Origin of the sequence: Streptomyces sp. YS-3 (assembly GCF_045257485.1) — a bacterium.
In the GTDB taxonomy this organism is placed as follows: Bacteria; Actinomycetota; Actinomycetes; order Streptomycetales; family Streptomycetaceae; genus Streptomyces.
The window spans coordinates 1-24198 of the sequence record NZ_JBJHPC010000041.1; the positions used below are offsets into that span (position 1 = coordinate 1).

Below are 24198 nucleotides of genomic sequence, written 5' to 3' on the forward strand. Positions count from 1 at the left end.
GCGGAACCGGTCGCCTTGTGACCGGTCGTCATCCCGCGCGCCCAGGACGGCAGCCCACGGGTCCGCGGGGGCTCGGGCGCCGTCGCCCCGAGGACGGCCGGGGCGGTCGGCAGTCCGCGCCCGGCGGCCAGCCGCCGCACCAGCTCCCGGGCGTCCGGCGGCCGTGCGCCGGGCTCCTTGGCGAGCAGGTCGAGCACGGCCTCCTCGAAGAACACCGGCAGTTCGGCGCGCCGGGCGCGCGGCGGCTCGGGCACGGTGTCGCGGTGGCCGACGAGGATCGCCCAGGCGTCGTCGAGGTCGAACGGCGGTGCCCCGGTGGCCAGTTCGTACAGGACGCAGCCCAGCGAGTACAGGTCGCTGCGGTGGTCGACGGACGCGCCGCCGATCTGCTCGGGAGACATGTAATGCGGGGTGCCCATGGCGATGCCGGTGCCGGTGAGCCGGGAGGTGAAGCCGATGTCGGCGCCGAGGCGGGCGATCCCGAAGTCCAGGATCTTCACCGTGCCGTCCGCCAGCCGCATGATGTTGGCGGGCTTGAGGTCCCGGTGCACGATGCCCTGCTGGTGGGTGTAGGCGAGCGCGGAGGACACCTGCTCGGCGATGTCCACGACGTCCGGCACCGGCAGCGGGTGCCCCTTGCCGTCCTCCAGGAGCTGGCTCAGGTTGCGGCCGTCGAGCAGCTCCATGACGAGGTAGAGCGCGCCCTCGAACTCCCCCAAGTCATGGACGACCGTGACGCCCCGGTGCTGGAGCGCCGCCGCCACCCGCGCCTCGCGCCGGAAGCGCTCGCGCAGCACCCGGGCGAACGACTGCTCGGGCTGCGGCCCCAGCGGCTTGAGGCACTTGACGGCGACCCGCCGCCCCAGCGACTCGTCACGGGCCGCCCACACCTCGCCCATGCCGCCGCGCCCGATCAGCTCCAGCAGCCGGTACCGGCCGTGGATCAGCCTGGTGTCCGCCATCGCGCGATGTCGCCCCCGTCACTGTGCCGCTGCACCCTCCCCGGCTCCGTTCAGTATGGCCGCCTGTCTGCGGAGTTTGTACGGTGCCGGTCGCGTTCCGGGACCGAGCCGGGCCACCGCCCGCAGGATGTGCTTCGGCGGCAGCTGCCAGCGCACGGTGTCGGGGACGCGCCGCAGCAGCCGCCCGGCGGCGACGAGCCGGCGGGTGACCTCGTCCGGTCCGGGCGCGGGCCGCCCGTACAGCTCGTGCGCGTACGCGGGCAGCGCGTCGTAGGCGAGCCGGGCCACCGGCCCCCACACCAGGGCGCGCCCGGGGACCAGCAGCGGGTGCACGGGCGGGCGCCGCAGGAAGGCGTCCACGTCGCGGGCGTCGGCACCGGCGGTGAGCTCGGGCCGTACGTCCGCGAAGTAGGCGGCGAGCCGCTCGGTCGACGCCGGGACGCGGGCGGGATCGAGGCCTATGAGCCGGGCGGCCTCGCGCTGCTCGTCCACATAGCGGTCGGCCTGCGCGTCGCTGAGCGGGAAGCCGGAGCGCCGCGCCACCCGCAGATAACTGTCGACCTCGGCACAGTGCACCCACATCAGCAGGGCCGGGTCGTCGATCCTGAACCGCTCGCCGGTCACCGGGTCGTCGGCCTTCAGGAAGCCGTGGATGCGCCGCACGCGCGCGCCGGCGCGCTCGGCGTCCGCCCTCGTCCCGTAGGTGAGCGTGCCCACGAAGCGGGCGGTGCGCAGCAGCCGCCCCCAGGGGTCCTCGCGGATGTCGCCGTTCTGCAGGACCCCGCGCACCGCGCGCGGGTGCAGGGCCTGGAGGTACAGGGCCCGCACGCCGGCGATCCACATGACGGGGTCGGCGTGCATCTGCCAGGTCACCGAGTCGGGCCCGAAGTACCCGGGGTCGGCGCCGCCGTGTCCGGTACCGCCCTCACCCATCTGTGGCCACCTCCTGTACGGACAGGATCTCCCGTACGGCCAGGCTAACGGCGTACGCGCGGCATCCCCAGACCGATCCAGGAGATGATTTCGCGCTGGATCTCGTTGTTGCCGCCGCCGAACGTGAAGATCACCGCCGAGCGGTAGCCGCGCTCCAGTTCGCCGTGGAGCACCGCCCCCGCCGAGCCCTCCTTCAGGGGGCCGGCCGCGCCGACCACCTCCATGAGCCAGGCGTACGCGTCCCGGCGCGCCTCCGAGCCGTACACCTTGACCGCCGAGGCGTCCTGCGGGGTGAGGGTGCCCTCCTGGACGGCGTTGACCATCTGCCAGTTGAGCAGCTTCATCGCGTCGAGCCTGGTGTGGGTGCGGGCGAGGCGCCCGCGCACCCAGCCGAGGTCGATGACGCGGCGCCCGTCGGCGAGTTCGGTGTCGGCGGCCCAGCGCTGGACGTCGTGCAAGGCGCGGATCGCCATGGTGCCGTGCGCGGCGAGCGTGACGCGTTCGTGGTTGAGCTGGTTGGTGATCAGCCGCCAGCCCTTGTTCTCCTCGCCCACGCGGCGGGAGACGGGGACGCGGATGTTCTCGTAGTAGCTGGCGGTGGTGTCGTGCGAGGCGAGTGTGTTGATGAGGGTGCACGAGTAGCCGGGGTCGGAGGTGGGCACCAGGAGCATGGAGATGCCCTTGTGCACCGGGGCGGCGGGGTCGGTGCGCACGGCCAGCCAGACCCAGTCCGCGGTGTCGCCGTTGGTGGTCCAGATCTTCTGGCCGTTGACGATGTAGGTGTCCCCGTCGCGCACCGCTCTCGTCTTCAGCGCGGCCAGGTCGGTGCCCGCGTCGGGCTCGCTGTAGCCGATCGCGAAGTCGATCTCGCCGGAGAGGATCTTCGGCAGGAAGTACGCCTTCTGCTCGTCCGTGCCGAAGGCCATCAGGGTCGGGCCGACCGTGTTCAGCGCCATCAGGGGCAGCGGGACACCGCCCTGGGCGGCCTCGTCGAAGAAGATGAACTGCTCCATCGGGCTCAGCCCGCGTCCGCCGTATTCGGTGGGCCAGCCCACCCCCAGCCAGCCGTCCCTGCCCAGGCGGCGCACGGTTTCGCGGTAGAAGCGCTTCTGGGCGGCGGGATCGGTGGCGCGGGCGCCCCCGGTGCCCTGCGGGGCGTCGGCGCGGGCGGGCACCAGCTCGGCGAAGTAGGCGCGCAGCTCGGCGCGGAGCCGCTGCTGCTCGGGCGTGTATTCGAGGTGCACGGGGCCCTCCCGGGCGGTCACGGTCCGTCGCGGTGCGTACGCGTCACGGTGTGTCGCTGAACATCGCCGCACGTGGTCGCGCGTGGCCGTGCGCGGGCGCGCGCTTCCGGTACGTCGTGCGGGCGCGCACACAGTAGAACGTGTTCCAGCAATCTGGAAGGGCGGGGAACGCGGCAGGGCGGCGCGAGGACCTCGCGGGACCATGGCGCGCCGGTATCGGCGCGGGTCACCCGTTCGTCCCGATACGGTCGCCGCGCGTCCGGGGCGCGGCCAGCATGGCGAAGGCGTACCCCRCCGCCCCCGGAGGCCCTCATGACCACCGCCCGCGACCTGATGACCGTCGACATCCGCTGTATCCCGGCGAGCGAGACACTCGACCGCGCCGCCCAGCTGATGCGGGACCACGGCATCGGGGCGCTGCCGGTGCGGGGCGAGGACGGCACGCTGACCGGGATCGTCACGGACCGTGACATCGTGGTGAAGGTGCTGGCGGCGGGCAAGGAGGCGGCCGAGGTGACCGCCGGGGACCTCGCCGAGGGCAGGCCGCGGACGGTGCCCGCGGACGCGGACGCGGCCGAGGCGGTACGGGTGATGAGCGACGCGCGGATCCGCCGCCTCGTCGTCGTGGACGACGGTGAGCCGGTCGGGGTGATCACCGAGGCGGACCTCGCCCGGCACCTCCCCGCGGACCAGTTCGCCTCGTTCGCGAGCAGCGTCTACGCGACGGGCTGAGCCGGGAGGGGCCGGGCTTTCGAGGTCCGGACGGGGTCAGGGCAGCAGTTTGTCGATCGCCGCGGTGCCGTCCTGCTCAAGGCGGCGCTCGGCCCACTCCAGGTTCTTGGGGGTGATGTCGCGCCCCGAGGCCAGTACCAGGTCCTCGGCGGTGACGTCACCGCTCGACCCGGTGTGCAGCAGTGCGTCCGGGGTGATTCCCTCCCGCTTCGGCGCGGGCTCGGACTGAGCGTTCATACCGCCTCCTTGTTTGTCCGGCGTGGCTCCATTCTGGTACCCGGCCCCGCAGAACGCATCCGCCCCGGATGTGTCACCCGTTCCGGTGGTCCGGGCGGGCCCCGGCGGGCCGGGCGGCCCAGCCGCGAAAGTCCTCGGCGCGACACGCCGCAGCCGGGAACCGGCCACCGCGCCCATCGCGTTCTCCCCACGACGGCACAGCGGCGCGGCGGCGGACCGCGGCGGGCCCGGGGACAGGTGGTGGCGATGAGTGAACTGGTTCCCGGCGGCAACCAACCCCTCCCGGAGGGCGTTCTCACGATCGGCGTCCCGGGGCCCTTCGACCTGTCGGTGCTGATCACCGACGACACGGGGAAGGTGGGCGGCGACGCCGACTTCGTCTTCTACAACCAGCCGTCCGCGCCCGGAACCCGGCTCGACGACCAGGTGATCACGGTCGATCCCGGCCGGCTGCGGGCCGGGGCGAGCCGGCTCACGGTGGTCGTCAGCCCCGCCGAGCCGGGCGTGCCGCTGGGCCGGCTGCCGGTGCCGAGCCTGCGCCTCACCGGCCCCGGCGGCGAGCTCCTGGCCCGGTTCACCCCGCCGAGGCCGGAGCGGGAGACGGTGCTGCTGCTGGCCGAGATCTACCGCCGGGGCACCGGCTGGAAGGTGCGCGCCCTGGGACAGGGGTACGCGGACGGCCTGGCGGGGGTGGCCCGCGACTTCGGGGTGGACGTGGCCGACGAGGACCCGCCGCCGCACGCCCCCACCGTCCAGTTCCCCACGCCGGCCGCGGCGGTCCCGGCCGCACGGCGCCCCGGGCCCGAAGAGGCCGACGGCTTCGGTGCGCTGGTCAACGCCGAGCGCGCCCGCGCCGGTATCCCGGCGGTGACGGTCGACGGACGGCTGGCCTCGGCCGCCGGGGCGCACGCCGCGACCATGGCCGCCCAGGGGCGCCTGAGCGTGGAGAGCCCGGACGGGGTGTCGGTCTTCCAGCGGGTGACCACACGGGGGTACGCCTATCTGGGCATCGCCGAGCATCTCGTGTCGGGCCCGCGCACCCCGGCCGAGTTCCTGGCGTACTGCCTGGAGGACGCCCACACCCGCCGCCCGCTGCACGACGCCGCCTTCACCGAGACGGGCATCGGCCGCGCCACCGACGAGCGCACCGGCGAGGTGTACTGGACGGCCCTGTGGGCGAGGCCCTTCAGCGAGGACGGGCTGCGCCGGACGGTGGCCGAGGTGGTCGCGCTCACCAACGGCCGCCGCGCCACGGCGGGGCTGCGTCCGCTGGCGGACGACACCCGCCTCGCCTCGGCGGCCCAGGCGTACAGCGCGGACATGGCGGCCCGCGGCTTCTACTCGCACACCTCGCCGGAGGGGCTGGAGCCGTGGGACCGGGCCCGGGCGGCCGGGGCCGGGCACCGGGGCATCGGCGAGAACATCGCGTGCGGTCAGCGCACGGCGGCCGAGGTGGTGGAGGGCTGGATGAACAGCCCGGGCCACCGCGCCAACATCCTCAAGCCCGACTTCACCCACATCGGCGTCGGCTTCGCGGGCGGCGGGCGCGCGGGCACGTACTGGACGCAGCTGTTCGGCCAGGCCTGACGGGCTCGCACCGGCGGCACACCTCGCGCACCCGCTCGGCACCGTCGCAGCTGCGGCTCCCGGGGCCGTTGCCGTCATGCCGTTGCTGTCCTGCCGTTGCTGTCATGACCTGGACATCTCACACCCCGTCACCTCCTATGCACGGCTGGCGAAACCGGCCAGGTTTCGCACGTGAGGGCCGCCACACCGTCGCCACCTGGACAGCAAAATCTTCACGGTATCGCCAGATTCCATGAAGGATCTCCACTTTCGGCGGACCCGACAGCCCCGGACAGCAAGATCATTTCCGTTCAACATTGCACTTCGAATCTGGACATGTCCGCATTGAGCCCAACCTCTTGGGCGGCGCTTTGCCGTTCCGTTGCCGGGCTGTAGGCATTTGCCAGGACGGTTTGCCGGACGTCCGGCCCTGACCAGCCGGACGACAGTCCGTCAACGACCCGTCAAGCGCGTCGGCCGGGCGGCGACTTCACCTTTCGCGCCCCCGACACCGCTGGACCACTACCGAGCACCGCCGACCACAGGGGGTTACCCATGTCCCGACTCACCCGCCGCAGCGCGCTGGGCCTCACCGCGAGCGCGGTGGCCGGCCTGGGCCTGGCCGGAACCGCGTACGCCGCGACCGCGAGCGAACACGCCAACGGCGTCGTCCCCACCGCGGGCGACGGCCACGCCGGTCACACCGGCACCATGGACCACACGGGGCACGATGTGCCCGCCTCGTTCGACGAGGTCTACCAGGGCCGCCGGATACAGGGCGAGCCCGTGCACGGCGGCGGTCACGCCGGTCACCACGGCGGCTACGCGGTGCGAATAGACGGCCAGGAGCTGCACGTGATGCGGAACGCCGACGGCACCTGGATCAGCGTGGTCAACCACTACGAGACGTTCGCGAACCCGCGCGCCGTGGCCCGTGCGGCCGTGGTGGAGCTCCAGGGCGCGACCCTCGTCCCGCTCGCCTGACCCCGTCCCGTCACCGCACCCGCGCAGCACCACAATCTGGAGCCCTTCCATGACCGTACGCAAGAACCAGGCGACGCTCACCGCGGACGAGAAGCGGCGCTTCGTCAACGCGATCCTGACGCTGAAGCGCAACGGGACGTACGACACGTTCGTCACCACGCACAACGCCTTCATCATGAGCGACAACGACGACACCGACCGCGTCGGCCACCGCTCGCCGTCGTTCCTGCCGTGGCACCGCAGATTCCTGCTGGAGTTCGAACAGGCCCTTCAGGCGGTGGACTCCACGGTCGCGCTGCCCTACTGGGACTGGACCGCCGACCGCACCACGGCCTCCTCGCTCTGGGCCGCCGACTTCCTCGGCGGCACCGGCCGCAGCCGTGACGGCCAGGTGATGGACGGCCCGTTCGCCTCCGGCGGCGGCCGGTGGACCATCAACGTCCGGGTGGACGGCCGCAATTACCTGCGCCGCGCCCTCGGCGCGAGCGTGGCGCAGCTGCCCACCAGGGCCGAGGTCGACAGCGTGCTCGCCATGACCACGTACGACATGGCTCCCTGGAACAGCGCCTCGGACGGCTTCCGCAACCACCTGGAGGGGTGGCGCGGGGTCAACCTGCACAACCGGGTGCATGTCTGGGTCGGCGGCCAGATGGCCACCGGTGTCTCCCCCAACGACCCGGTGTTCTGGCTGCACCACGCCTTCATCGACAGGCTCTGGGCGCAGTGGCAGGAGCGCCACCCCGCCTCGCCCTATCTCCCGGCCGCCGGGACCGCGAACGTGGTGGACCTGCGCGACACCATGCGCCCGTGGAACAACGTGACCCCGGCGGACATGCTGGACCACAAGAAGTTCTACACGTTCGACGCGTAACCCCTCCGCCGGGGACCGCCCGCCCGGCAGCGTACGGTACGCGGCCGTGCGGGCGGATCCTCCGCCCCGCCGGCGCCTCGTAAGCTCGCCGGTATGGACGTTCACGAATCAGTGCTCGAACTCGTCGGCGGCACCCCGCTGGTACGGCTGCGCACGCCCGGCGGCGAGGAGTCGGCCGCGCTCTACGCGAAGCTCGAATACCTCAGCGCGGGCGGCAGCGTGAAGGACCGCATCGGTCTGCACATGATCGAGCAGGCCGAGCGGGAGGGGCTGCTGCGCCCGGGCGGCACCGTCGTCGAGGCGACCTCCGGCAACACGGGGGCCGGGCTCGCGATGGTGGCGGCGGTGAAGGGGTACCGCGCGGTCCTGGTCGTCCCCGACAAGACGAGCGCCGAGAAGATCGCCACGCTGCGCGGGTTCGGCGCGGAGGTGGTCGTGCGGCGCAGCGGCCTTCCCGCCGAGGACCCGGACAACGTCTTCAACACGGCGGCGCGGATCGCCGCGGAGCGGCCGGGCAGCTGGCTCGCCGGGCAGTACGACAACCCCGCCAACCCGGCCGCGCACTACGCCACGACGGGCCCGGAGATCTGGCGCCAGACGGACGGCCGGGTCACGCATCTGGTGGCCTGCGTCGGCACCGACGGCACGATCAGCGGCACCGGCCGCTACCTCAAGGAGGTCAGCGGGGGCGCGGTACGGGTGACCGGGGCCGATCCGGCGGCGTCGGTGTACTCGGGCGGCGACGGCCGGCCGTACTTCGTCGAGGCGACCGGTCATGTCCGCCACCCCGAGACGGTGGAGGACCTCTGGCCCAGCTCCTACCAGCGGGACGTGGTGGACGAGCTGATCCCGGTGGCCGACCGCGAGGCGCTCCTCGCCGTCCGCCGACTCGCCCGCGAGCAGGGCCTGATGGTCGGCGGCTCGGCCGGTCTCGCGGTGGCCGCCGCACAGCGCGTGGCGGCCGGGCTCGGCCCGGAGTCCTTGGTCGTGGTGATCCTGCCGGACTCGGGGCGCCAGTACCTGTCGAAGTACTTCAACGACGCGTGGCTGCTGCGATTGGGCTTCCTCGACGGCGAGGAGGGCACGGCCCGGGTCGGGGACGCGGTGGCCCCGGCGGTACGAGCCGAGCCGCTGCCGTATGTGAACCGGCTCAGCACGGCCGCGCAGGCGCTGGCGGTGCTGCGGGCCCTGCGCGAGCGGGGTCTGCCGGCGCTCGCCCCGGCCGGGCCGTGCCCGGTGGGCCCGGACCGGGCGCCGACCGTCCCGGAGCTGGCGGGCTCCCTCCGGCTGGACGCGTTGGCCGCGGCCCTGGAGGACGGTTCGCTGAAGCCGGACGACCCGGTGCGCGACCATCTCGCCGCCCCGCTGCCCCACTTCGGGGTGGGCGAGGAGGTGCGGGCGGTGCTCGCCGAGCTGGAGGAGCGCGGCGAGGAGCTGGCGGTGGCGGTGCGGGACGGGCACGCGGTGGGGCTCGTCGACCGGTCCGCGCTACGGGCCCTGCTCTGACCCCGGCCGACCGCGGGCCCACCCACCGTGGGACCCCATCGGCCGCGGGACCCGTCGCGACGTCCCGGGCTCGTGCGCGCCCCGCTCCGGTGTCGCCGAGCGGGCCGTCAACCGCCTGCCACGCCCAACGCCGCCGCCATCACGCTGAGCTGGGGGTTCACCTCGGGGCATCCCGGCAGCAGGGACGCGTCGGCGACCAGGACACCGTGGACGCCCCGCAGGCGGCCCCGGCCGTCCGCCGGGAAGCGGGCCGGGTCGCCGCCCCCGGCGACCGTGCCGGTGGGATGGAAGGCGGAGAGGTGTAGCTGACGTGCCGTCACCCCGGCCAGCACTTGGTCCAGTTCTCGTGCGTCGCGCGCCCTCGGGGCCCTGGGGACGCCCGTCAGCACCTCCTCGGCGCCCGCCGCGAACAGGAGCCGGCCCATGGCGCGCACCGCCGTCAGCAGCCGTAGCGCGTCGCGGGGGTCCAGGTCGTAGCGGATCAGGGTGCGGTCGCGGCCGTGGACACGGCCCGAGGGACGGTCGGCGATCATCGCGCCGAGGGTGGCCAGGTTCCCGGCGCCGTCCAGCTCGCGGCGCAGTTCGCGGCCCACGCCCGGCAGGACGAAGCTGCCCATGCCCGGCGGGGTCGCCGTCGCCTCGATGAGGACGCCCTGGTCGTGCAGTTCCTCCACCCCGACGCTCTGGAGCACCCCCTCCCACGCGGTGACCGGCCCGGGGAAGCGGCCCGCCACGCTCGTCGCCGGGTGGACGCTGAGGTTGCGGCCGACGCCCGGATGGGAGCCGAGGCCCGAGCGGCGCAGCAGCGGCGGGGACTGGAGCGCGCCCGCGGCGAGCACCACCAGGGGGCTGAGGATCTCCAGCTCGCTGCCGTCCGCCCGCCGCACCCGCACCCCAGCGGCCCTCGGTCCGCCCGGCCGGTCGGCGTCCACCAGGATGCGCCGCACCCGCGCGCCCGTCACGATCGTGGCCCCCGCCGCGCACGCGTCCGGCAGCACCGAGAGCTGCACGCTCTGCTTGGCGCCGGACGGACAGCCCACCACGCACTGGCAGGAGCCCTTGCAGCCGGGGGCGTTGCGGCGCAGGGGCGCGGCCCGCCAGCCGAGCCGTCGCGCGCCGGTGAGCGCCAGCAGGCCGTTGTTGCCCAGGACGTCCAGCGGCTGGGTGGCGACCCGCAGGGTCCGCTCGACCTCGTCGAGGCGCTCTGGCATGCCCTCCGCGAGACCGAAGCCGAAGGCCGTGCGCCAGCGGTCGAGGACGTGGTCCGGAGTGCGGTAGCAGGTACCGGAGTTGACCAGCGTGGTGCCGCCGACGGCCCGCCCGGTCGGCAGCAGCAGGGGCGGGCGGCCGGCCGCGACGGTCGCCCCGCCGTCGCGGTAGAGCTCGGCGAACCGGTCGAGCGGGGCGCGCCTGCCGAAGGAGGCGGTGGTGTGGTGGTGGCCCTCCTCCAGGACGAGCGTGCGCAGCCCGGCCCGCGCGAGGGTCCGCGCGGCCATCGCTCCCCCGGCGCCGGAGCCGATCACCACGGCGTCGGCCGTGGTGCGCGCGGGCCACTCCTGCGCCGGGACGCAGTCGAGCGGCGGATCATCCGGCGGCGCGAGGACGGGGCCCCGCGCCCCCTCGTGCAGCATCCGCTCGGTCCCGGCGGCGAGCAGGACCGGCACCTTGAGCAGGTCGAGGAGCGGGGCGAGGGCGGGGCGGGCGCCGAGCGCCGCCACGACGGTCTCGCGCTCCTGGTGGCCGAGGGCCGCCAGCCGCCGTCCCGTGCGGGCGAACGCGTAGGCGTCGACAGCCGCCGCCGCGCCCCGCAGCCCGGCCCGGGCGGGCGCGGGCATCGAGGCGAGGAGGTCGTCGAGCCTGCGTGCCGCCGTCGCCGTCCAGGGCCGGGTGCCGTCGTCGGCGAGGAGCGCGCCCACCAGCCCGGCCGCGGTCCGGCTGCCGTGGTCGTTCACCGGCCGCCCACCTCCGCGTGGGCCGTGCTCTCCAGCGTCCACCGGGCCTCCGGCCGCCATCCGCCCCACCAGCGCTCCAGGCGTACGACCGCGTCCGCCGTCCCGCTGTTGCGGCAGAGCGCCCGGCTGCCGTCGGGGTCGGTGTAGTCGAGGGTCAGGGTGCGGTCAGGCGGCTGGGTCACCTCGACGCGGATGCGGCGCAGTCCGCAGCGGCCGGTCACGGTCCACACCGGCAGTCCGAGCTCCGCCCGGAAGCGGCCCGCGCCCGCCCGTCCGAAGGCCGTCCGCCCGGGCCGGCGGGGCCAGGTGCGCCCGCCCCGGCGCAGCCGCAGGAAGACCAGGAGCGGCAGTGCGCGCAGCACGGGCCGCGTGGAGACCGCCGCCACGACCTCCAGGACGTCCCCGCCGCCGAGGTCCGCGTGCAGCCAGGACCAGCGGTGGGCGTTGCCGTGTCCGTATATACGGGCGGACGCGCCCGGGGCGCCCTTGAGCGTCAGGGTCCGCCCGTCACGGGTGACCGTGCCGTCGTACGTGGCGCGGGCGGCCGGGAGGATCTGTGCGGCGGGGAGCAGCGGGCGGCGCCAGGACCAGCGGGGGAAGGTGAACAGCGGGGTGTCCTCGGCGCGTTCGGTCAGGTCCCAGCTGAACGGGCCCGCCCGGCCGGTCAGTCGGCCCGGCCGGAGCGAGACGCTCTCGGTGCCGAAGCCGTCCGCGCCCGGCTGCCACGGCCCCGGCCCGAAGCGGGCGTGCTCGACCGGGCCGTCCTTGGGGAACACCGCGACCCAGCCGTGGGCGCGGGCGGCCGAGCCGTCCGTGGGGGCGACCAGTTCGTGGTGGAGCCAGAGGCCGTCGCCGGTGACCGGGTCGGTCGCGGTGGTGTACCAGACCTCGGTACGGCCGGGTTCGCCCCTCCAGCGCGGGGCGACCAGGGCGTCGGCGTCCTCGCGGCGCGGGAAGCGGAAGCTCGCGAGGAACGGGACCAGCCCCATGGACAGGGAGGACAGGGGGAAGCGGAGGGTGCCGACGCCCACCCGCTCGCCCTCCTCGTACAGCGTGCAGGGCAGGACCGTCATCGAGCGGACCGGGCGCAGCGGGGTGAGGGACTTCCAGCCGTCCAGGGTGAGGCGGCGCCCGTGGGCGGTGAAGGCGAGGCGGTAGCGGATGCGGCGGCGCCGCAGCGGGGAGATCTCCAACTCCCCCGTCGCGTGCGGGTCGTCGGCCCGGCCCTCGATGCGGACGCGTCCGGTGACGCGTGCGGTCGTCGTTCCGGCCGGGCGCGGGACGGTGTCGGCGACAGCCCGCAGGTCGAGGCGGGCCGCGCGGGTGCGGCCCTCGCCGTCGAGGCGGAAGGTGCCGAGCAGCGTCTCGCGGAAGTCGGTGCCGCGCCCGCTCACGCCAGGTCCTCCAGCATGATCCGCTCGGTGGCGGTCAGATAGGCGTCCGCCGCCGCGTGTGCCGCGGCGCGGTCGCCCGCCTCCACGGCTTCGACGACCGGGGCGAGCCGCGCGTACGCCGCCTCCGGGTCGGTGAACGGCCCGGCCAGCGCGGCCCGTACGGGCAGATAGGCGTTGAAGAGGGTGTTGGTGAGCAGGACGTAGACCCGGTTCCCGGTGGCCCGGGCCAGCGCCCGGTGCACCTCGGCGTCGGCCAGCTGCACCGCGTCGCCGCCCTCGGCCTCCCGTACGGCGTCGAGCAGCCGGCGCAGTTCGGTGACGGCCCCGGTGTCGCGGCGGGCCGCCGCGCGTTCGGCGATGAGCGCGCCGACGCCGCGCCGCACCTCGAAGATCTCGCCGATCCAGTCAGGGCTGTGGCGCACCAGCATCGGCAGCAGATCGGCGCCGCCCAGGCGCGCGTAGTCGCGGACGCGGGTGCCGACGCCGTGGCGGGTCTCCAGGAGTCCGGCCTGCACCAGCCGGCCGAAGGCGTGCTTGAGGGTGGTCCGGGTGACGCCGTAGCCGTCGGCGAGGCTGCGTTCGGGGGGCAGATAGCTGCCCGCCGGATGGCGGCCGGTGAGGATGTCCTCGCGCAGCCGGTGCTCCAGTACGTCGACGATGGTCTCGCGGGGCAGCGTCTCCACGAAGTCCCTCCCCAGGGCCGTGATGCGGTGATCCATGAGTGGATCAGTGGCTGAGCCACTGAACCAGTGCCCTTCGGGTGCGGTCAAGAGGTCGGCGCGCGAGGGGCGATACGTCCCAAGAGGCCGGTACGGACCGTTGCGACCACGAACGATCGCCCGCGCCGGATACGGCACCGTCCGTAACGGATCAAGAGCGTTCCGAAGAGGGCAAGGTCACAGCCTTTCCCTCTGCTGCGCCTTTGGGCGGCTGCCCTAACATCTGAGCATGACGGTCCTGCCTGACGACGGGCTTTCGCTGGCCGCCGAGTTCCCTGATGCAACCCATGAGCAGTGGCAGCGCCTCGTGGAAGGCGTGCTGCGCAAATCGGGTAAAGATGTCTCGGGCACGGCTGCCGAGGAGGCACTGTCCACCCCGGTCGAGGCCGGGCTCACCACCCGGCCCCTGTACACCGCGCGAGACTCCGCGCCCGATGCCGGATATCCGGGCTTCGCCCCCTTTGTCCGGGGAAGCCGGGCCGAGGGCAACGCGGCCGACGGCTGGGGCGTACGCCAGCGCCACGCCGGAACCGACCCCGCCCGGGTCAACGAGGCGGTGCTGGCCGATCTGGAGAACGGCGTCACCTCGCTCTGGCTGACAGTGGGCCGGGGCGGCGTCCCGGTCTCCTCACTCGCCCGCGCCCTCGACGGGGTCTACCTCGACCTCGCGCCCGTCGTCCTCGACGCGGGCGCCGAATCCGAGCCCGCCGCACGGGCGTTGCTGAGCCTCTACGAGGAGCGCGGCGTCCCGGACGGCTCCGCGCGCGGCAACCTCGGCGCCGACCCGCTCGGCCACGAGGCCCGGACCGGTGAGGCGCTGGACCCGGCGTCCGCGGCCGGCCTCGCCCGGCTCTGCGACGAGCGGTTCACCCATCTGCGCGCACTCACCGTGGACGCCCTGCCGTACCACGAGGCCGGCGGTTCGGCCGCCGAGGAGCTCGGCGCCTCGCTGGCGACCGCGGTCGCCTATCTGCGCGCGCTCACCGGCGCAGGCCTGTCCGTCGAGGCCGCCTGCGCCCAGCTGGAGTTCCGCTACGCGGCCACCGCCGACCAGTTCCTGACCATCGCCAAGCTGCGCGCCGCCCGGCGGCTGTGGGCGCGGGTCGCCGAGGCGAGCGGGGCCCCCGCCGCAGGAGCACAGCGCCAGCACGCGGTGACCTCGCCGGTGATGATGACGCGCCGCGACCCGTGGGTGAACATGCTGCGCACCACGGTGGCCTGTCTGGGCGCGGGTGTCGGCGGCGCGGACGCCGTCACGGTGCTGCCCTTCGACCACTCCCTCGGCCTGCCGGACGCCTTCGCCCGCCGGATCGCCCGCAACACCTCCTCCATCCTGCTGGAGGAGTCGCACCTGGCCCGGGTGATCGACCCGGCGGGCGGCTCCTGGTACGTGGAGCGGCTCACCGACGAACTCGCCCACAGCGCCTGGGAGTTCTTCCAGACCATCGAGCGGGCGGGCGGCCAGGCCGCCGCGCTGCGCTCGGGCCTGATCCGCGAGCGGCTCGCCGCCACCTGGGCGGCCCGCGGCGCCCGCCTCGCGCGGCGACGCGAACCGGTCACCGGCGTCAGCGAGTTCCCCTCTCTCGCCGAGCGCCGCGTCGAGCGCGAGCCGGCCCCCGCCGAGCCCTCGGGCGGACTGCCCAAGGTCCGCCGCGACGAGGCGTTCGAGGAGCTGCGCGCCCGCTCGGACGCCCAGCTGGCCGCGACCGGCGCCCGCCCGCGCGTCTTCCTCGCCGCGCTCGGCCCGGCCGCCGCGCACACGGGCCGGGCGTCCTTCGCCTCCAACCTGTTCCAGGCGGGCGGCATCGAGCCCGTGCACGACCCGGTGTCGGTCGACGCGGAGACGGCCGCCGAGGCGTTCGCCGCCAGCGGCGCCGCCGTCGCCTGCCTGTGCTCCAGCGACGCGCTCTACGCCGAGCAGGCCGAGGCGGTCGCCGCCGCGTTGCGCTCGGCCGGCGCGCGCCATGTCTACCTTGCCGGCCGCGGTGACTTCGCCGGTGTGGACGAGTACGTCTTCGCCGGCTGCGACGCGGTGGCCGTGCTCTCCTCCGCCCTCGACCGTATGGGAGTGGCGTCATGACGATCCCCGACTTCTCGGAGCTGCCGCTGGCTCCGGGCGCCGGCGCCGACGGCTCCGAAGAGCAGTGGCGCACCGCCGTGAAGGAGTCCACCGGGAAGGCCGACGGCGAACTGCTGTGGGAGACCCCGGAGGGCATCGCGGTCAAGCCGCTCTACACCGCGCGCGACCTGGAGGGCCTGGACTTCCTTCAGACGTACCCGGGCGTGGCGCCGTATCTGCGCGGCCCCTACCCGACGATGTACGTCAACCAGCCCTGGACGATCCGGCAGTACGCCGGGTTCTCCACGGCCGAGGAGTCCAACGCCTTCTACCGGCGCAACCTCGCCGCCGGGCAGAAGGGCCTGTCGGTCGCCTTCGACCTGCCGACCCACCGCGGCTACGACAGCGACCACCCGCGGGTGACCGGTGACGTCGGCATGGCGGGCGTGGCCATCGACTCCATCTACGACATGCGACAGCTGTTCGACGGCATCCCGCTGGACAGGATGACGGTGTCGATGACGATGAACGGCGCGGTGCTGCCCGTTCTCGCGCTCTACATCGTGGCCGCCGAGGAGCAGGGCGTACCGCCCGAGAAGCTGGCCGGGACCATCCAGAACGACATCCTCAAGGAGTTCATGGTCCGCAACACCTACATCTATCCGCCCAAGCCCTCGATGCGGATCATCTCCGACATCTTCGCGTACACCTCGCAGAAGATGCCGCGCTACAACTCGATCTCCATCTCGGGCTACCACATCCAGGAAGCGGGTGCGACGGCCGACCTGGAGCTGGCGTACACCCTCGCGGACGGTGTGGAGTACCTGCGGGCCGGGATCGACGTAGGCCTGGACGTCGACGCGTTCGCGCCCCGGCTCTCCTTCTTCTGGGCGATCGGCATGAACTTCTTCATGGAGATCGCCAAGATGCGGGCGGCCCGGCTGCTGTGGGCGCGCCTGGTCAAGCAGTTCGACCCGAAGAACACCAAGTCCCTGTCACTGCGCACCCATTCGCAGACCTCGGGCTGGTCGCTGACCGCGCAGGACGTCTTCAACAACGTCACGCGCACCTGTGTGGAGGCGATGGCCGCCACCCAGGGGCACACCCAGTCGCTGCACACCAACGCGCTCGACGAGGCGCTCGCGCTGCCGACCGACTTCTCGGCGCGTATCGCCCGCAACACCCAGCTGCTCATCCAGCAGGAGTCGGGCACCACCCGGGTCATCGACCCCTGGGGCGGCAGCGCGTACGTGGAGAAGCTCACCTACGACCTGGCGCGCCGGGCCTGGCAGCACATCCAGGAGGTCGAGGCGGCCGGCGGCATGGCGCAGGCCATCGACGCGGGCATCCCCAAGCTGCGCGTCGAGGAGGCCGCCGCCCGTACCCAGGCGCGGATCGACTCCGGGCGCCAGCCGGTGATCGGCGTCAACAAGTACCGCGTGGAGACCGACGAGCAGATCGACGTCCTCAAGGTCGACAACTCCTCGGTGCGCACCCAGCAGATCGCCAAGCTGCGGCGGCTGCGCGAGGAGCGCGACGAGGCGGTCTGCCAGGACGCGCTGCGCGCGCTGACGAACGCCGCCGCCTCCGGCACCGGCAACCTCCTGGAGCTGGCCGTGAACGCGGCCCGCGCCATGTCGACGGTCGGCGAGATCTCGGACGCCCTGGAGAAGGTGTACGGACGCCACGCGGCGCAGACCCGTACGATCTCCGGCGTGTACCGCAACGAGGCAGGACAGTCGCCTTCCGTGGACCGCACCCGTACGCTGGTCGACCGCTTCGAGGAGGCCGAGGGGCGCCGTCCGCGCATCCTGGTCGCCAAGATGGGCCAGGACGGCCACGACCGCGGCCAGAAGGTGATCGCCACGGCCTTCGCCGACCTCGGTTTCGACGTGGACGTCGGCCCGCTCTTCCAGACGCCGGGCGAGGTGGCCCGGCAGGCGGTCGAGGCGGATGTGCACATCGTCGGTGTGTCCTCGCTCGCCGCCGGTCACCTCACCCTCGTACCGGCGCTCCGCGAGGAGCTGGCGGCCGAGGGCCGGGAGGACATCATGGTCGTCGTCGGCGGCGTCATCCCGCCGCAGGACGTCCCGACCCTGCTGGAGATGGGCGCCACGGCGGTCTTCCCGCCGGGGACGGTCATCCCGGACGCGGCGTACGACCTGGTGACGCGGCTCGGCGCGGCGCTGGGCCACGACGAGCTGTAGCCGCCCGTGCGCATCGATCTGGACAGTTACGTCAAGGGTGTGCTCGACGGGAAGCGGTCCTTCGTGGCCCGGGCGATCACGCTCGTCGAGTCCACCCGGCCCGACCACCGCACGCTGGCGCAGGCGCTCCTCACCGAGCTGCTGCCGCACGCCGGAAAGGCGCGGCGGATCGGTATCAGCGGGGTGCCGGGGGTGGGCAAGTCCACCTTCATCGACGCCTTCGGCACGATGCTGACGGGGCTGGGCCACCGGGTGGCGGTGCTCGCCGTCGACCCGTCGTCCACCCGTACCGGCGGCTCCATCCTCGGCGACAAGACGCGGATGGAGCGCCTCGCGGTGGACCCGGCGGCGTTCGTGCGGCCCTCGCCGAGCGCGGGCACGCTGGGCGGCGTCGCCAAGGCGACCCGTGAGTCGATGGTGGTGATGGAGGCGGCCGGGTACGACGTCGTGCTGGTGGAGACGGTCGGCGTCGGCCAGTCCGAGACGACGGTCGCCGACATGGTCGACTCGTTCCTGCTGCTCACCCTCGCGCGCACCGGCGACCAGCTCCAGGGCATCAAGAAGGGCGTGCTTGAGCTGGCGGACGTGATCGCCGTGAACAAGGCCGACGGCCCGCACGAGCGCGACGCGAAGTCGGCGGCGCGCGAACTGGCGGGCGCGCTGCGTCTGATGCACCCGGCGGACGCGGCCTGGACCCCGCCGGTGCTGTGTTGCAGCGCCCGCGAGTCCAGCGGCCTGGACACCGTCTGGGAGCGCCTCGACCAGCACCGTACGCTGCTCGACTCCACCGGACGGCTGGCCGCCAAACGCCGTGACCAGCAGGTCGACTGGACCTGGACGATGGTCCAGGACGAGCTGCTGGGCCGGCTGCGCGCGCATCCGCGGGTGCGCGAGCTCGCTCCGGCGCTGGAGCGGCGCGTCCGCGACGGCGAGTTGACGGCGACGCTGGCGGCGGAGCGGATCCTGAGCGCGTTCCAGGGCGAACCGGGGGCTTCGGCCGGGGAGTGACCCGGCCCGCCGCGTATGGAGGGAAGGCCCGGACCGGAAACGGTCCGGGCCTTCCGCGTACTCAGGCCGGGACGGCGGCCGGTTCCGCGCGCTCGGCCGCGCGCAGCCGCTCGACGAGGGCGGCGCGGGCCCGGGCCACCCGGGAGCGCACGGTTCCCACCGGGCAGTTGCTCACGTGGGCCGCGTCCGCGTACGGCAGCCCGAGGAGCTGGGTGAGGACGAAGGCCTCCCGGCGCTCGTCCGGGAGCGCCGCCAGCAGATCGGCGAGGGCGACCCCGTCGTCGAAGCCGGGCAGTCCGCGGGGCTGGGCCCGTTCGGCGGCCGACTGCCAGTCGTGGGTGTCGGACAGGCGCGGTCGCGCGGCGGCGTACCGCAGATGGTCGACGACCGCGCGGCGGGCGATCGACAGCAGCCAGGTGCGGGCGGAGGAGCGGCCCTCGAAACGGTGCAGGCTGCCGAGGGCCCGCAGGAAGGTCTCCTGGGCGAGGTCGTCGGCGGCCTGTGGGTCGGCGCCGAGGTAGCTGACGTAACGGCGTACGTCGAGGTGGAGCGCGCGGACGAAGTGCTCGACGGCTTCGGGGTCGCCGGCGCGGGCGGCCAGCGCCCACGCCGTTATCGCCTGGTCCGTCGAGGCCTCGCGCGAGCGGGGCAGGGCAGGAGTGATCACCTGGTGTCCTTCTCGGGAATCCGGGACCCGGACCGGCCGGACGAGGCGGCGGGCCCGGTGAAGGGGTACGGCGGCACCGGGAGGTGCGGCCGATGCCCGGGGCGCCGGAGGGGTTCCGGGGACGCCGCGGGGAGCCGGCTGTCGTCAGACGACAGCGGTCCCGGCGGGCGGGCCCCGTGAGGTGATCGCGTGGACGAGGAAGAGCCGCCGGGGCCGGCGGGCCGTGCGCTCCGGCACGGCACGCGGGCGCGGCGGCTGCGGGGGCACGGCCGTGAGCACCAGCCGCAGCGGGGCGAACAGCCGGCCGGCGAAGGCCCGCAGGATCCGGAAGGCCGCCCGCTCGCCGTGGGCGAGCCACAGCCCGCACAGCAGGGCGGCCAGGAGGTGGGCGGCGAGCATGCCGGTGGACGACATCCCCCAGGGCATGCCCGCCATGTCGTGGCCCATGGAGCCCATGGAGCCCATGTGTTCCAGGTGCCCCACGTCGCCCATATCACCCATGGGATCCATCTGGCTCATATGACCCATATCAGCCGGATGAGCCATGGGCATCCCGGCCATCGGCATGTCCATGGGCTGTGCGGCCGGGCGCGCGGTGGTCTGGGCCCACGAGAACAGCTCGTGCAGCCCCGCCTGCGCCCCCACGGCCACCGCCACGACGGAGGCGAACCCGCGCTCGCGCCCGGCCAGGGCCCACGCCGTGGCGCCGGTGGCGGCGAGGCCGCACCCCAGGGCCCACCAGGGCACCGGGGCCTGCGACATGAGGGCGTGTCCGAGCGCGGTGAGCAGCACACAGAGGGCCGCGAACATCGCGGCCCGCACGGTGCAGCAGGCGTCGGTGGCAGTCATGGCGCGCTCATCCTCGCATCTGCCCCGGGCCTCTCACCGGCGGGTTCGCACAATGATCCACCGATTCCACCCCGAAAGCGCGCGTGATCCAGCCCACGGCGAAGCGCCGGAACCAGACGCCGGTTTGCGCCGACTACTGAAGCGCCGGGGGCGTCAGCCGGACCGGTGGCCGTGCGGGATGAGGCGGCCCATGGCCCGCCGGGCGGCGGGCACCAGACCGTGCGGGGCCGGGGCGGCGCCCGCCGCCACCTCGACCGCGGCGAGCTGCGGGGGCCCGGGCGGGCCGTACCACTCGCAGGGCGCGCCCGGTTGACGCGGACGGGCGTCGCCGTGCGCCTTCAGCGCCACGCTGATCAGACTCAGCAGCAGCTCGACGTCCGCGTCGCAGTCCAGGAGCACGGTGAGCCAGGCGGATCCGGGCGTCAGCCGGATCGCGCTGGTACGCCCCAGCTCCGGCAGCAGCCGCTCGATCGCGGGGTGGGTGAGATGCAGATCGGCGGCGTGGTCGGAGTGGAAGTGCACCACCTCGTACTCCGTCGTACGGAAGGCTTGCCCAACGGCGCACCGGGGCGCGCCACTTACCAGATTCGGCCATGTCTCCAACTGAGCCATGGCGCGATGGGCCGCGGTCATGGCCCCATCCTGGCGCACGATTCACCCGCAGGACACCCCCCGCACACCGATCGGAAGGCAGCTTGGCCAATCCGTGCCCGAGCGGCCCGGAAACGGGATCAGTCCAGGGTGACAGGGCCTTCGCCGGTCCTGGGCCGCGGGGCACGCTGCCCGGCCGACGCGTCCTCGGCCGCCGTCCGGGAGTCCCCGGAGTAGCTCCGCAGCTCCGGCAGCGCGCTCTTCGGGGAGCCCTCGCGCCGGTCCTGGGTCTGGCCGGATCCGCTCAGGTTCTGGCGTACCGAGTCGAGGATCGTCAGGCCCTGGCCGACCAGGCCCGCGGCGATCTCGCCGAGCCCGTCCGCCCCGTTGAGCACGTTCACATTGGCGCCCGCGAGGCCGCCCGCGGCCTCCTTGACGATCTGCGGCAGCTGGTCGATGAGCATCCGGTCGAGGGCGACGCGGTCGTACGAGGCCGCCGCCTCGGCCTGGATCTTCATCCGCTCGGCGTCGGCCACGGCCAGCACCCGGATGCGCTCGGCCTCGGCCTCGGCGGGCTTGACGATCTCGGCGACCAGCTGCTGCTGGCGCAGTTCGGCCTGGCGCAGCGCCAGTTCGGTCTGGGCCGCCAGGACCTCCTGCTGGGCGTGGGCCTGGGCGAGCGGGCCGGCCTGGGCGGCCTGGGCCTGGGCGCGGTCGACCTCGGCCGAGTACTCGGCCTTGACGACGGCGGTCTGGCGGGCGTACTCGGCCTGGTTGCGCGCGGCCACCTGCTCGGCCTCCACCGACGCCTGGGTGGCCTGCGCCTGGGCGATCTGGGCCTGGCGCTGGATGGCCGCCTTGTGCGGCGCCGACATCGCCTCGATATAGCCGGTGTCGCCGTCGTCGATCGACTGGATCTGGAGCGAGTCGACGATCAGGCCGATCTTCGCCATCTCCGACTTGGAGGTGTCCAGGACCTCGGCGGCGAGCTTCTGGCGCTCGGTCACGATCTCCTCGACGGTCATCGAGCCGATGATGGCCCGCAGATGACCGGCGAAGATCCGGCCGGTGAGCACCGACATCTGGTCCTGGTCGGAGAGGAAGCGCTGTCCGGCGTTGACGATGGACTCGGTGTCGTTGCCGACCTTGAAGGCGATGACCGCCCGTACGGTGAGCGCGATGCCCTGCTTGGTCACACAGGTCTCGGTGACCTCGGACTCGCACATGGCGAGGGTGAGGAAGCGGGTCTTGCGGAAGACGGGGAGCACGAACTTGCCGTGCCCGGTCACCACCTGGAACGGCGCCCCTCCCAGACCTCGTCTGCCGCCCGAGATGAGCATCGCCTCGTCGGGGGCGGGCACGCGGTAACCGAACATCGGGGTCTCCCTTGTCTGCTGCTTGGTGTTACTGCTGAACGGACCCGAGGGACCGGACGGTCTCAGCCGGTGCCGAGGTCCAGTTCGTCCAACGGGTCGGACCACGCGATGACGTCGACCTGACGGGTGCCGCGCGACTCCACGACGAGGACGCGCGCACCGCGCGGCAAAGGCTCCTCGGACCAGGCGAGGAAGGTCTCCGAGCCGCCGCGCACCCGTACCAGGACCTCGCCGGGACCGCCGGGGCCGCGGGTGCCGATGAGCACCTCGCCGGTACAGCCGATCACGGCTTCGTCCTGCTCCATCGCCCGACCGCCCCCCTCGTCCACGCGGAACCGGCCCTTCACGGTCGGGGCCGCCCGCACTTTCCGGACGCGCGACCGATCCGGACTTCCGACGATAGCTCCCTGTCCCCGCGCCGCCCATCCTCGGGTGCCTGACGGAGTCTGACGTTCGGATGCCAGAGCCCCTACACAACCGGCAAGTAATCTGCGAAATCTGACACAACCCTGAAACCAGAGTGTCTTGTTCGGCCAGAGCGTCCCCACGAGACTTGGGGGACAAGATCTACCGCGTCGCGCCGGGCCCCACCCCGGAAGGGCGCCGGAGCACCATGTGACACCCCGAGGCCGAGCTTCATGAACCAGGTGGGGCTGTTCCCCGGGACTGCCGGTCAGGCGGCGGCGAGCCGATCCACTCGCCGGACCGCGTGACGGGCCGGCGGCGCCTGCGGGAACGTCCGTACGCCGCCCGAACGATCACTGCCAGGACGCCGCGGGGGCGTCCTCAGCATGTCTCGCTGGGAGAGTTCTTGATGATCACACGCAGGAATGCGATGAAGGCCGGTGTCGCGCTCACCGGCGCCGTGGGGGGCGCCGGCCTGCTGCTTCCGGCCCTGGGCGGCGAGGCGCAGGCCCGGACGACGTCGGACATCGACCCGACCACCATCCCCAAGTTCGCGCAGGAGATGACGGTCCCGGAGGTCCTGCGTCCGGACCGGATATCGGGCACCACCTCCTACTACAGCTTTGAGATGCAGGAGGTGCAGACCGAGATCATCCCGGGGAAGCTGACGACCGTCCGCACCTTCGACGGCCACTGGCCGGGTCCGTGGATCAAGGCGTGCTCGGGGCACCGCGTGGTGGTCACGCAGAAGAACAACCTGCCCACGCCGACCTCGATCCATCTGCACGGCGGCCACGTCCCGGAGTCCAGCGACGGCACCCCGATGGACCTCATCCAGCCGGGCGGCGAGAAGACGTACACGTACCCCAACAGCCAGCCCAACGCGAACCTGTGGTTCCACGACCACGCGCACCACATCGAGTCGGAGAACGTCTTCCGCGGTCTGACCGGCATCTACACGCTGATGGACCTGCCGGAGAAGGCGCTGGGGCTGCCGTCCGGCGCGTACGACATCCCGATCTCCATCCGGGACGCCCGCTTCGACGAGAACGGCCAGTTCATCTACCAGATGAACGACTTCCGGGGCCGCAACGTCATCCTCGCCAACGGCAAGGCCTGGCCGTACTTCGAGGTGGCGGCGCGCAAGTACCGCTTCCGGCTGTACAACACGGCCAACATGCGGTTCTTCACGCTGAAGCTGTCGGACGGCTCGACCGTCCAGCAGATCGGCACCGACGGCGGTCTGCTGGAGGCGCCGGTGACCACCGACACCATCTCGCTGACGTCCGGTGAGCGTGCCGATGTGGTGATCGACTTCTCCAAGTACCCGGTGGGCACCACCGTCCAGCTCGTCAACACGGAGAACGTGCCCGTGGGGGTCCCGCCCATCCCGGTCCTGCAGTTCCGGGTGACCCGCAAGGCCGCCGACTACAGCCGGGTGCCGACCCGGCTGCGGACGCTGCCCGCGCTGGCGGTGCCGACCGTCAACCGCGATGTCGTGCTGCGGGTGGACGAGAACATCGCGGACGGCATGGGGTACATCGACGACAAGGTGTACGACGACAAGCGCGTCGACACCACCATCAAGTACGGCGACACCGAGGTGTGGACCGTCTCCAACGTCAACCAGCGGGTGCCGCACAACTTCCACATCCACCTGGTGCAGTTCCGGGTGCTGGAGCGCAACGGCGTACCGGTGACGTCCGGTCCCGAAGCAGGGCTCAAGGACACGGTCCGGCTGATGCCCGGCGAGAAGGTGAAGGTGCAGGCCACCTTCACCGGCTACCGCGGCAAGTACGTCTACCACTGCCACATGTTCGACCACGCGTCGATGGGCATGATGGCGACGATGGAAGTCGTCTGACGCCCGTACCGCAGCGGCGGGGGCCCGCCGGGAATCCTCCCGGGGCGCCTCCGCCCGCCCCCGGTACGGCCG

Annotated in this window: 21 protein-coding genes; 9 read left to right on the forward strand and 12 right to left on the reverse strand. The window is 73.3% G+C overall.

Translation table 11 applies throughout. The features are described 5' to 3' along the window. From ACJA3G_RS06485 to ACJA3G_RS06495, 3 genes are all read right to left on the reverse strand, one after another. The coding region (locus ACJA3G_RS06485; RefSeq protein ID WP_406551896.1) for a serine/threonine-protein kinase at positions 1-962 on the reverse strand (962 nt) is incomplete at its 3' end. An 18-nt stretch (positions 963-980) separates the two neighbouring features. Further along, positions 981-1895 carry an oxygenase MpaB family protein gene (locus ACJA3G_RS06490; protein ID WP_406551897.1) on the reverse strand — a complete coding sequence of 305 codons (915 nt, stop codon included), beginning with the start codon at positions 1893-1895 and terminating at the stop codon, positions 981-983. 44 nt (positions 1896-1939) lie between these two features. After that, positions 1940-3139 carry an acyl-CoA dehydrogenase family protein gene (locus tag ACJA3G_RS06495; protein WP_406551898.1) on the reverse strand — a complete coding sequence of 400 codons (1200 nt, stop codon included), beginning with the start codon at positions 3137-3139 and terminating at the stop codon, positions 1940-1942. A 312-nt stretch (positions 3140-3451) separates the two neighbouring features. Here ACJA3G_RS06495 and ACJA3G_RS06500 point away from each other — a divergent pair, with 312 nt between their 5' ends. After that, a complete protein-coding gene (locus ACJA3G_RS06500; protein ID WP_406551899.1) occupies positions 3452-3871 on the forward strand; it encodes a CBS domain-containing protein in 420 nt (139 codons plus the stop codon). Between the two features lie 36 nt (positions 3872-3907). On the opposite strand, the gene ACJA3G_RS06505 is transcribed toward ACJA3G_RS06500, so the two are convergent. Further along, entirely contained in the window at positions 3908-4108 is a 201-nt protein-coding gene (locus ACJA3G_RS06505) for a hypothetical protein (RefSeq protein ID WP_406551900.1), read from the reverse strand. 246 nt (positions 4109-4354) lie between these two features. Between ACJA3G_RS06505 and ACJA3G_RS06510 the strand changes: the two genes are divergently transcribed. The 4 genes from ACJA3G_RS06510 (at position 4355) to ACJA3G_RS06525 (ending at position 9035) form a co-directional block, all read left to right on the forward strand. Beyond that, on the forward strand, positions 4355-5695 hold the full coding sequence (locus ACJA3G_RS06510) for a CAP domain-containing protein (RefSeq protein WP_406551901.1): 1341 nt from the start codon (positions 4355-4357) through the stop codon (positions 5693-5695). Between the two features lie 534 nt (positions 5696-6229). Continuing rightward, positions 6230-6658 carry an apotyrosinase chaperone MelC1 gene (gene melC1, locus ACJA3G_RS06515; protein WP_406551902.1) on the forward strand — a complete coding sequence of 143 codons (429 nt, stop codon included), beginning with the start codon at positions 6230-6232 and terminating at the stop codon, positions 6656-6658. Between the two features lie 49 nt (positions 6659-6707). Continuing rightward, positions 6708-7529 (forward strand): tyrosinase MelC2, encoded by an 822-nt coding sequence (gene melC2 / locus ACJA3G_RS06520; RefSeq protein WP_406551903.1) that lies wholly within the window; start codon positions 6708-6710, stop codon positions 7527-7529. A gap of 93 nt (positions 7530-7622) precedes the next feature. After that, the gene (locus tag ACJA3G_RS06525; RefSeq protein ID WP_406551904.1) at positions 7623-9035 is read left to right on the forward strand and encodes a PLP-dependent cysteine synthase family protein; all 1413 of its coding nucleotides are present in this window, start codon (positions 7623-7625) and stop codon (positions 9033-9035) included. Between the two features lie 107 nt (positions 9036-9142). Here the strand turns inward: ACJA3G_RS06525 and ACJA3G_RS06530 are convergent, their stop codons facing one another. Genes ACJA3G_RS06530 through ACJA3G_RS06540 form a run of 3 tightly spaced genes read right to left on the reverse strand, consistent with a single transcriptional unit; the run spans position 9143 to position 13064 of the window. Beyond that, on the reverse strand, positions 9143-10987 hold the full coding sequence (locus ACJA3G_RS06530; RefSeq protein WP_406551905.1) for a GMC family oxidoreductase N-terminal domain-containing protein: 1845 nt from the start codon (positions 10985-10987) through the stop codon (positions 9143-9145). Next, positions 10984-12381, reverse strand: a complete 1398-nt coding sequence (locus tag ACJA3G_RS06535; protein ID WP_406551906.1) for a hypothetical protein — start codon at positions 12379-12381, stop codon at positions 10984-10986. Before ACJA3G_RS06535 ends, ACJA3G_RS06530 begins: the two co-directional genes overlap by 4 nt. Continuing rightward, entirely contained in the window at positions 12378-13064 is a 687-nt protein-coding gene (locus ACJA3G_RS06540; RefSeq protein WP_406551916.1) for a FadR/GntR family transcriptional regulator, read from the reverse strand. The genes ACJA3G_RS06535 and ACJA3G_RS06540 overlap by 4 nt, the downstream gene beginning before the upstream one ends. Before the next feature lie 265 nt (positions 13065-13329). Here ACJA3G_RS06540 and mutA point away from each other — a divergent pair, with 265 nt between their 5' ends. The 3 genes from mutA to meaB are packed head-to-tail and all read left to right on the forward strand — an operon-like array spanning position 13330 to position 18374. Beyond that, positions 13330-15180 carry a methylmalonyl-CoA mutase small subunit gene (gene mutA / locus ACJA3G_RS06545; protein WP_406551907.1) on the forward strand — a complete coding sequence of 617 codons (1851 nt, stop codon included), beginning with the start codon at positions 13330-13332 and terminating at the stop codon, positions 15178-15180. Beyond that, the gene (scpA, locus tag ACJA3G_RS06550) at positions 15177-17366 is read left to right on the forward strand and encodes a methylmalonyl-CoA mutase (protein ID WP_406551908.1); all 2190 of its coding nucleotides are present in this window, start codon (positions 15177-15179) and stop codon (positions 17364-17366) included. Before mutA ends, scpA begins: the two co-directional genes overlap by 4 nt. A gap of 6 nt (positions 17367-17372) precedes the next feature. Beyond that, entirely contained in the window at positions 17373-18374 is a 1002-nt protein-coding gene (gene meaB, locus ACJA3G_RS06555) for a methylmalonyl Co-A mutase-associated GTPase MeaB (protein WP_406551909.1), read from the forward strand. A 61-nt stretch (positions 18375-18435) separates the two neighbouring features. On the opposite strand, the gene ACJA3G_RS06560 is transcribed toward meaB, so the two are convergent. The 5 genes from ACJA3G_RS06560 to ACJA3G_RS06580 form a co-directional block, all read right to left on the reverse strand. Continuing rightward, on the reverse strand, positions 18436-19041 hold the full coding sequence (locus ACJA3G_RS06560; RefSeq protein WP_406551910.1) for a sigma-70 family RNA polymerase sigma factor: 606 nt from the start codon (positions 19039-19041) through the stop codon (positions 18436-18438). A gap of 144 nt (positions 19042-19185) precedes the next feature. Then, positions 19186-19890: a hypothetical protein gene (locus tag ACJA3G_RS06565; protein WP_406551911.1), complete on the reverse strand. Its 705-nt coding sequence runs from the start codon at positions 19888-19890 to the stop codon at positions 19186-19188. Between the two features lie 153 nt (positions 19891-20043). Further along, complete coding sequence (locus ACJA3G_RS06570; RefSeq protein WP_406551912.1) at positions 20044-20523, reverse strand: luciferase family protein; 480 nt, start codon at positions 20521-20523, stop codon at positions 20044-20046. A 98-nt stretch (positions 20524-20621) separates the two neighbouring features. Then, positions 20622-21857 (reverse strand): SPFH domain-containing protein, encoded by a 1236-nt coding sequence (locus tag ACJA3G_RS06575; protein ID WP_406551913.1) that lies wholly within the window; start codon positions 21855-21857, stop codon positions 20622-20624. Positions 21858-21919: 62 nt separating this feature from the next. Continuing rightward, entirely contained in the window at positions 21920-22162 is a 243-nt protein-coding gene (locus ACJA3G_RS06580; protein ID WP_406551914.1) for a hypothetical protein, read from the reverse strand. Positions 22163-22671: 509 nt separating this feature from the next. On the opposite strand from ACJA3G_RS06580, the gene ACJA3G_RS06585 reads away from it, so the two are divergent. Next, the gene (locus ACJA3G_RS06585; RefSeq protein WP_406551915.1) at positions 22672-24126 is read left to right on the forward strand and encodes a multicopper oxidase family protein; all 1455 of its coding nucleotides are present in this window, start codon (positions 22672-22674) and stop codon (positions 24124-24126) included. Positions 24127-24198 lie beyond the last annotated feature (72 nt).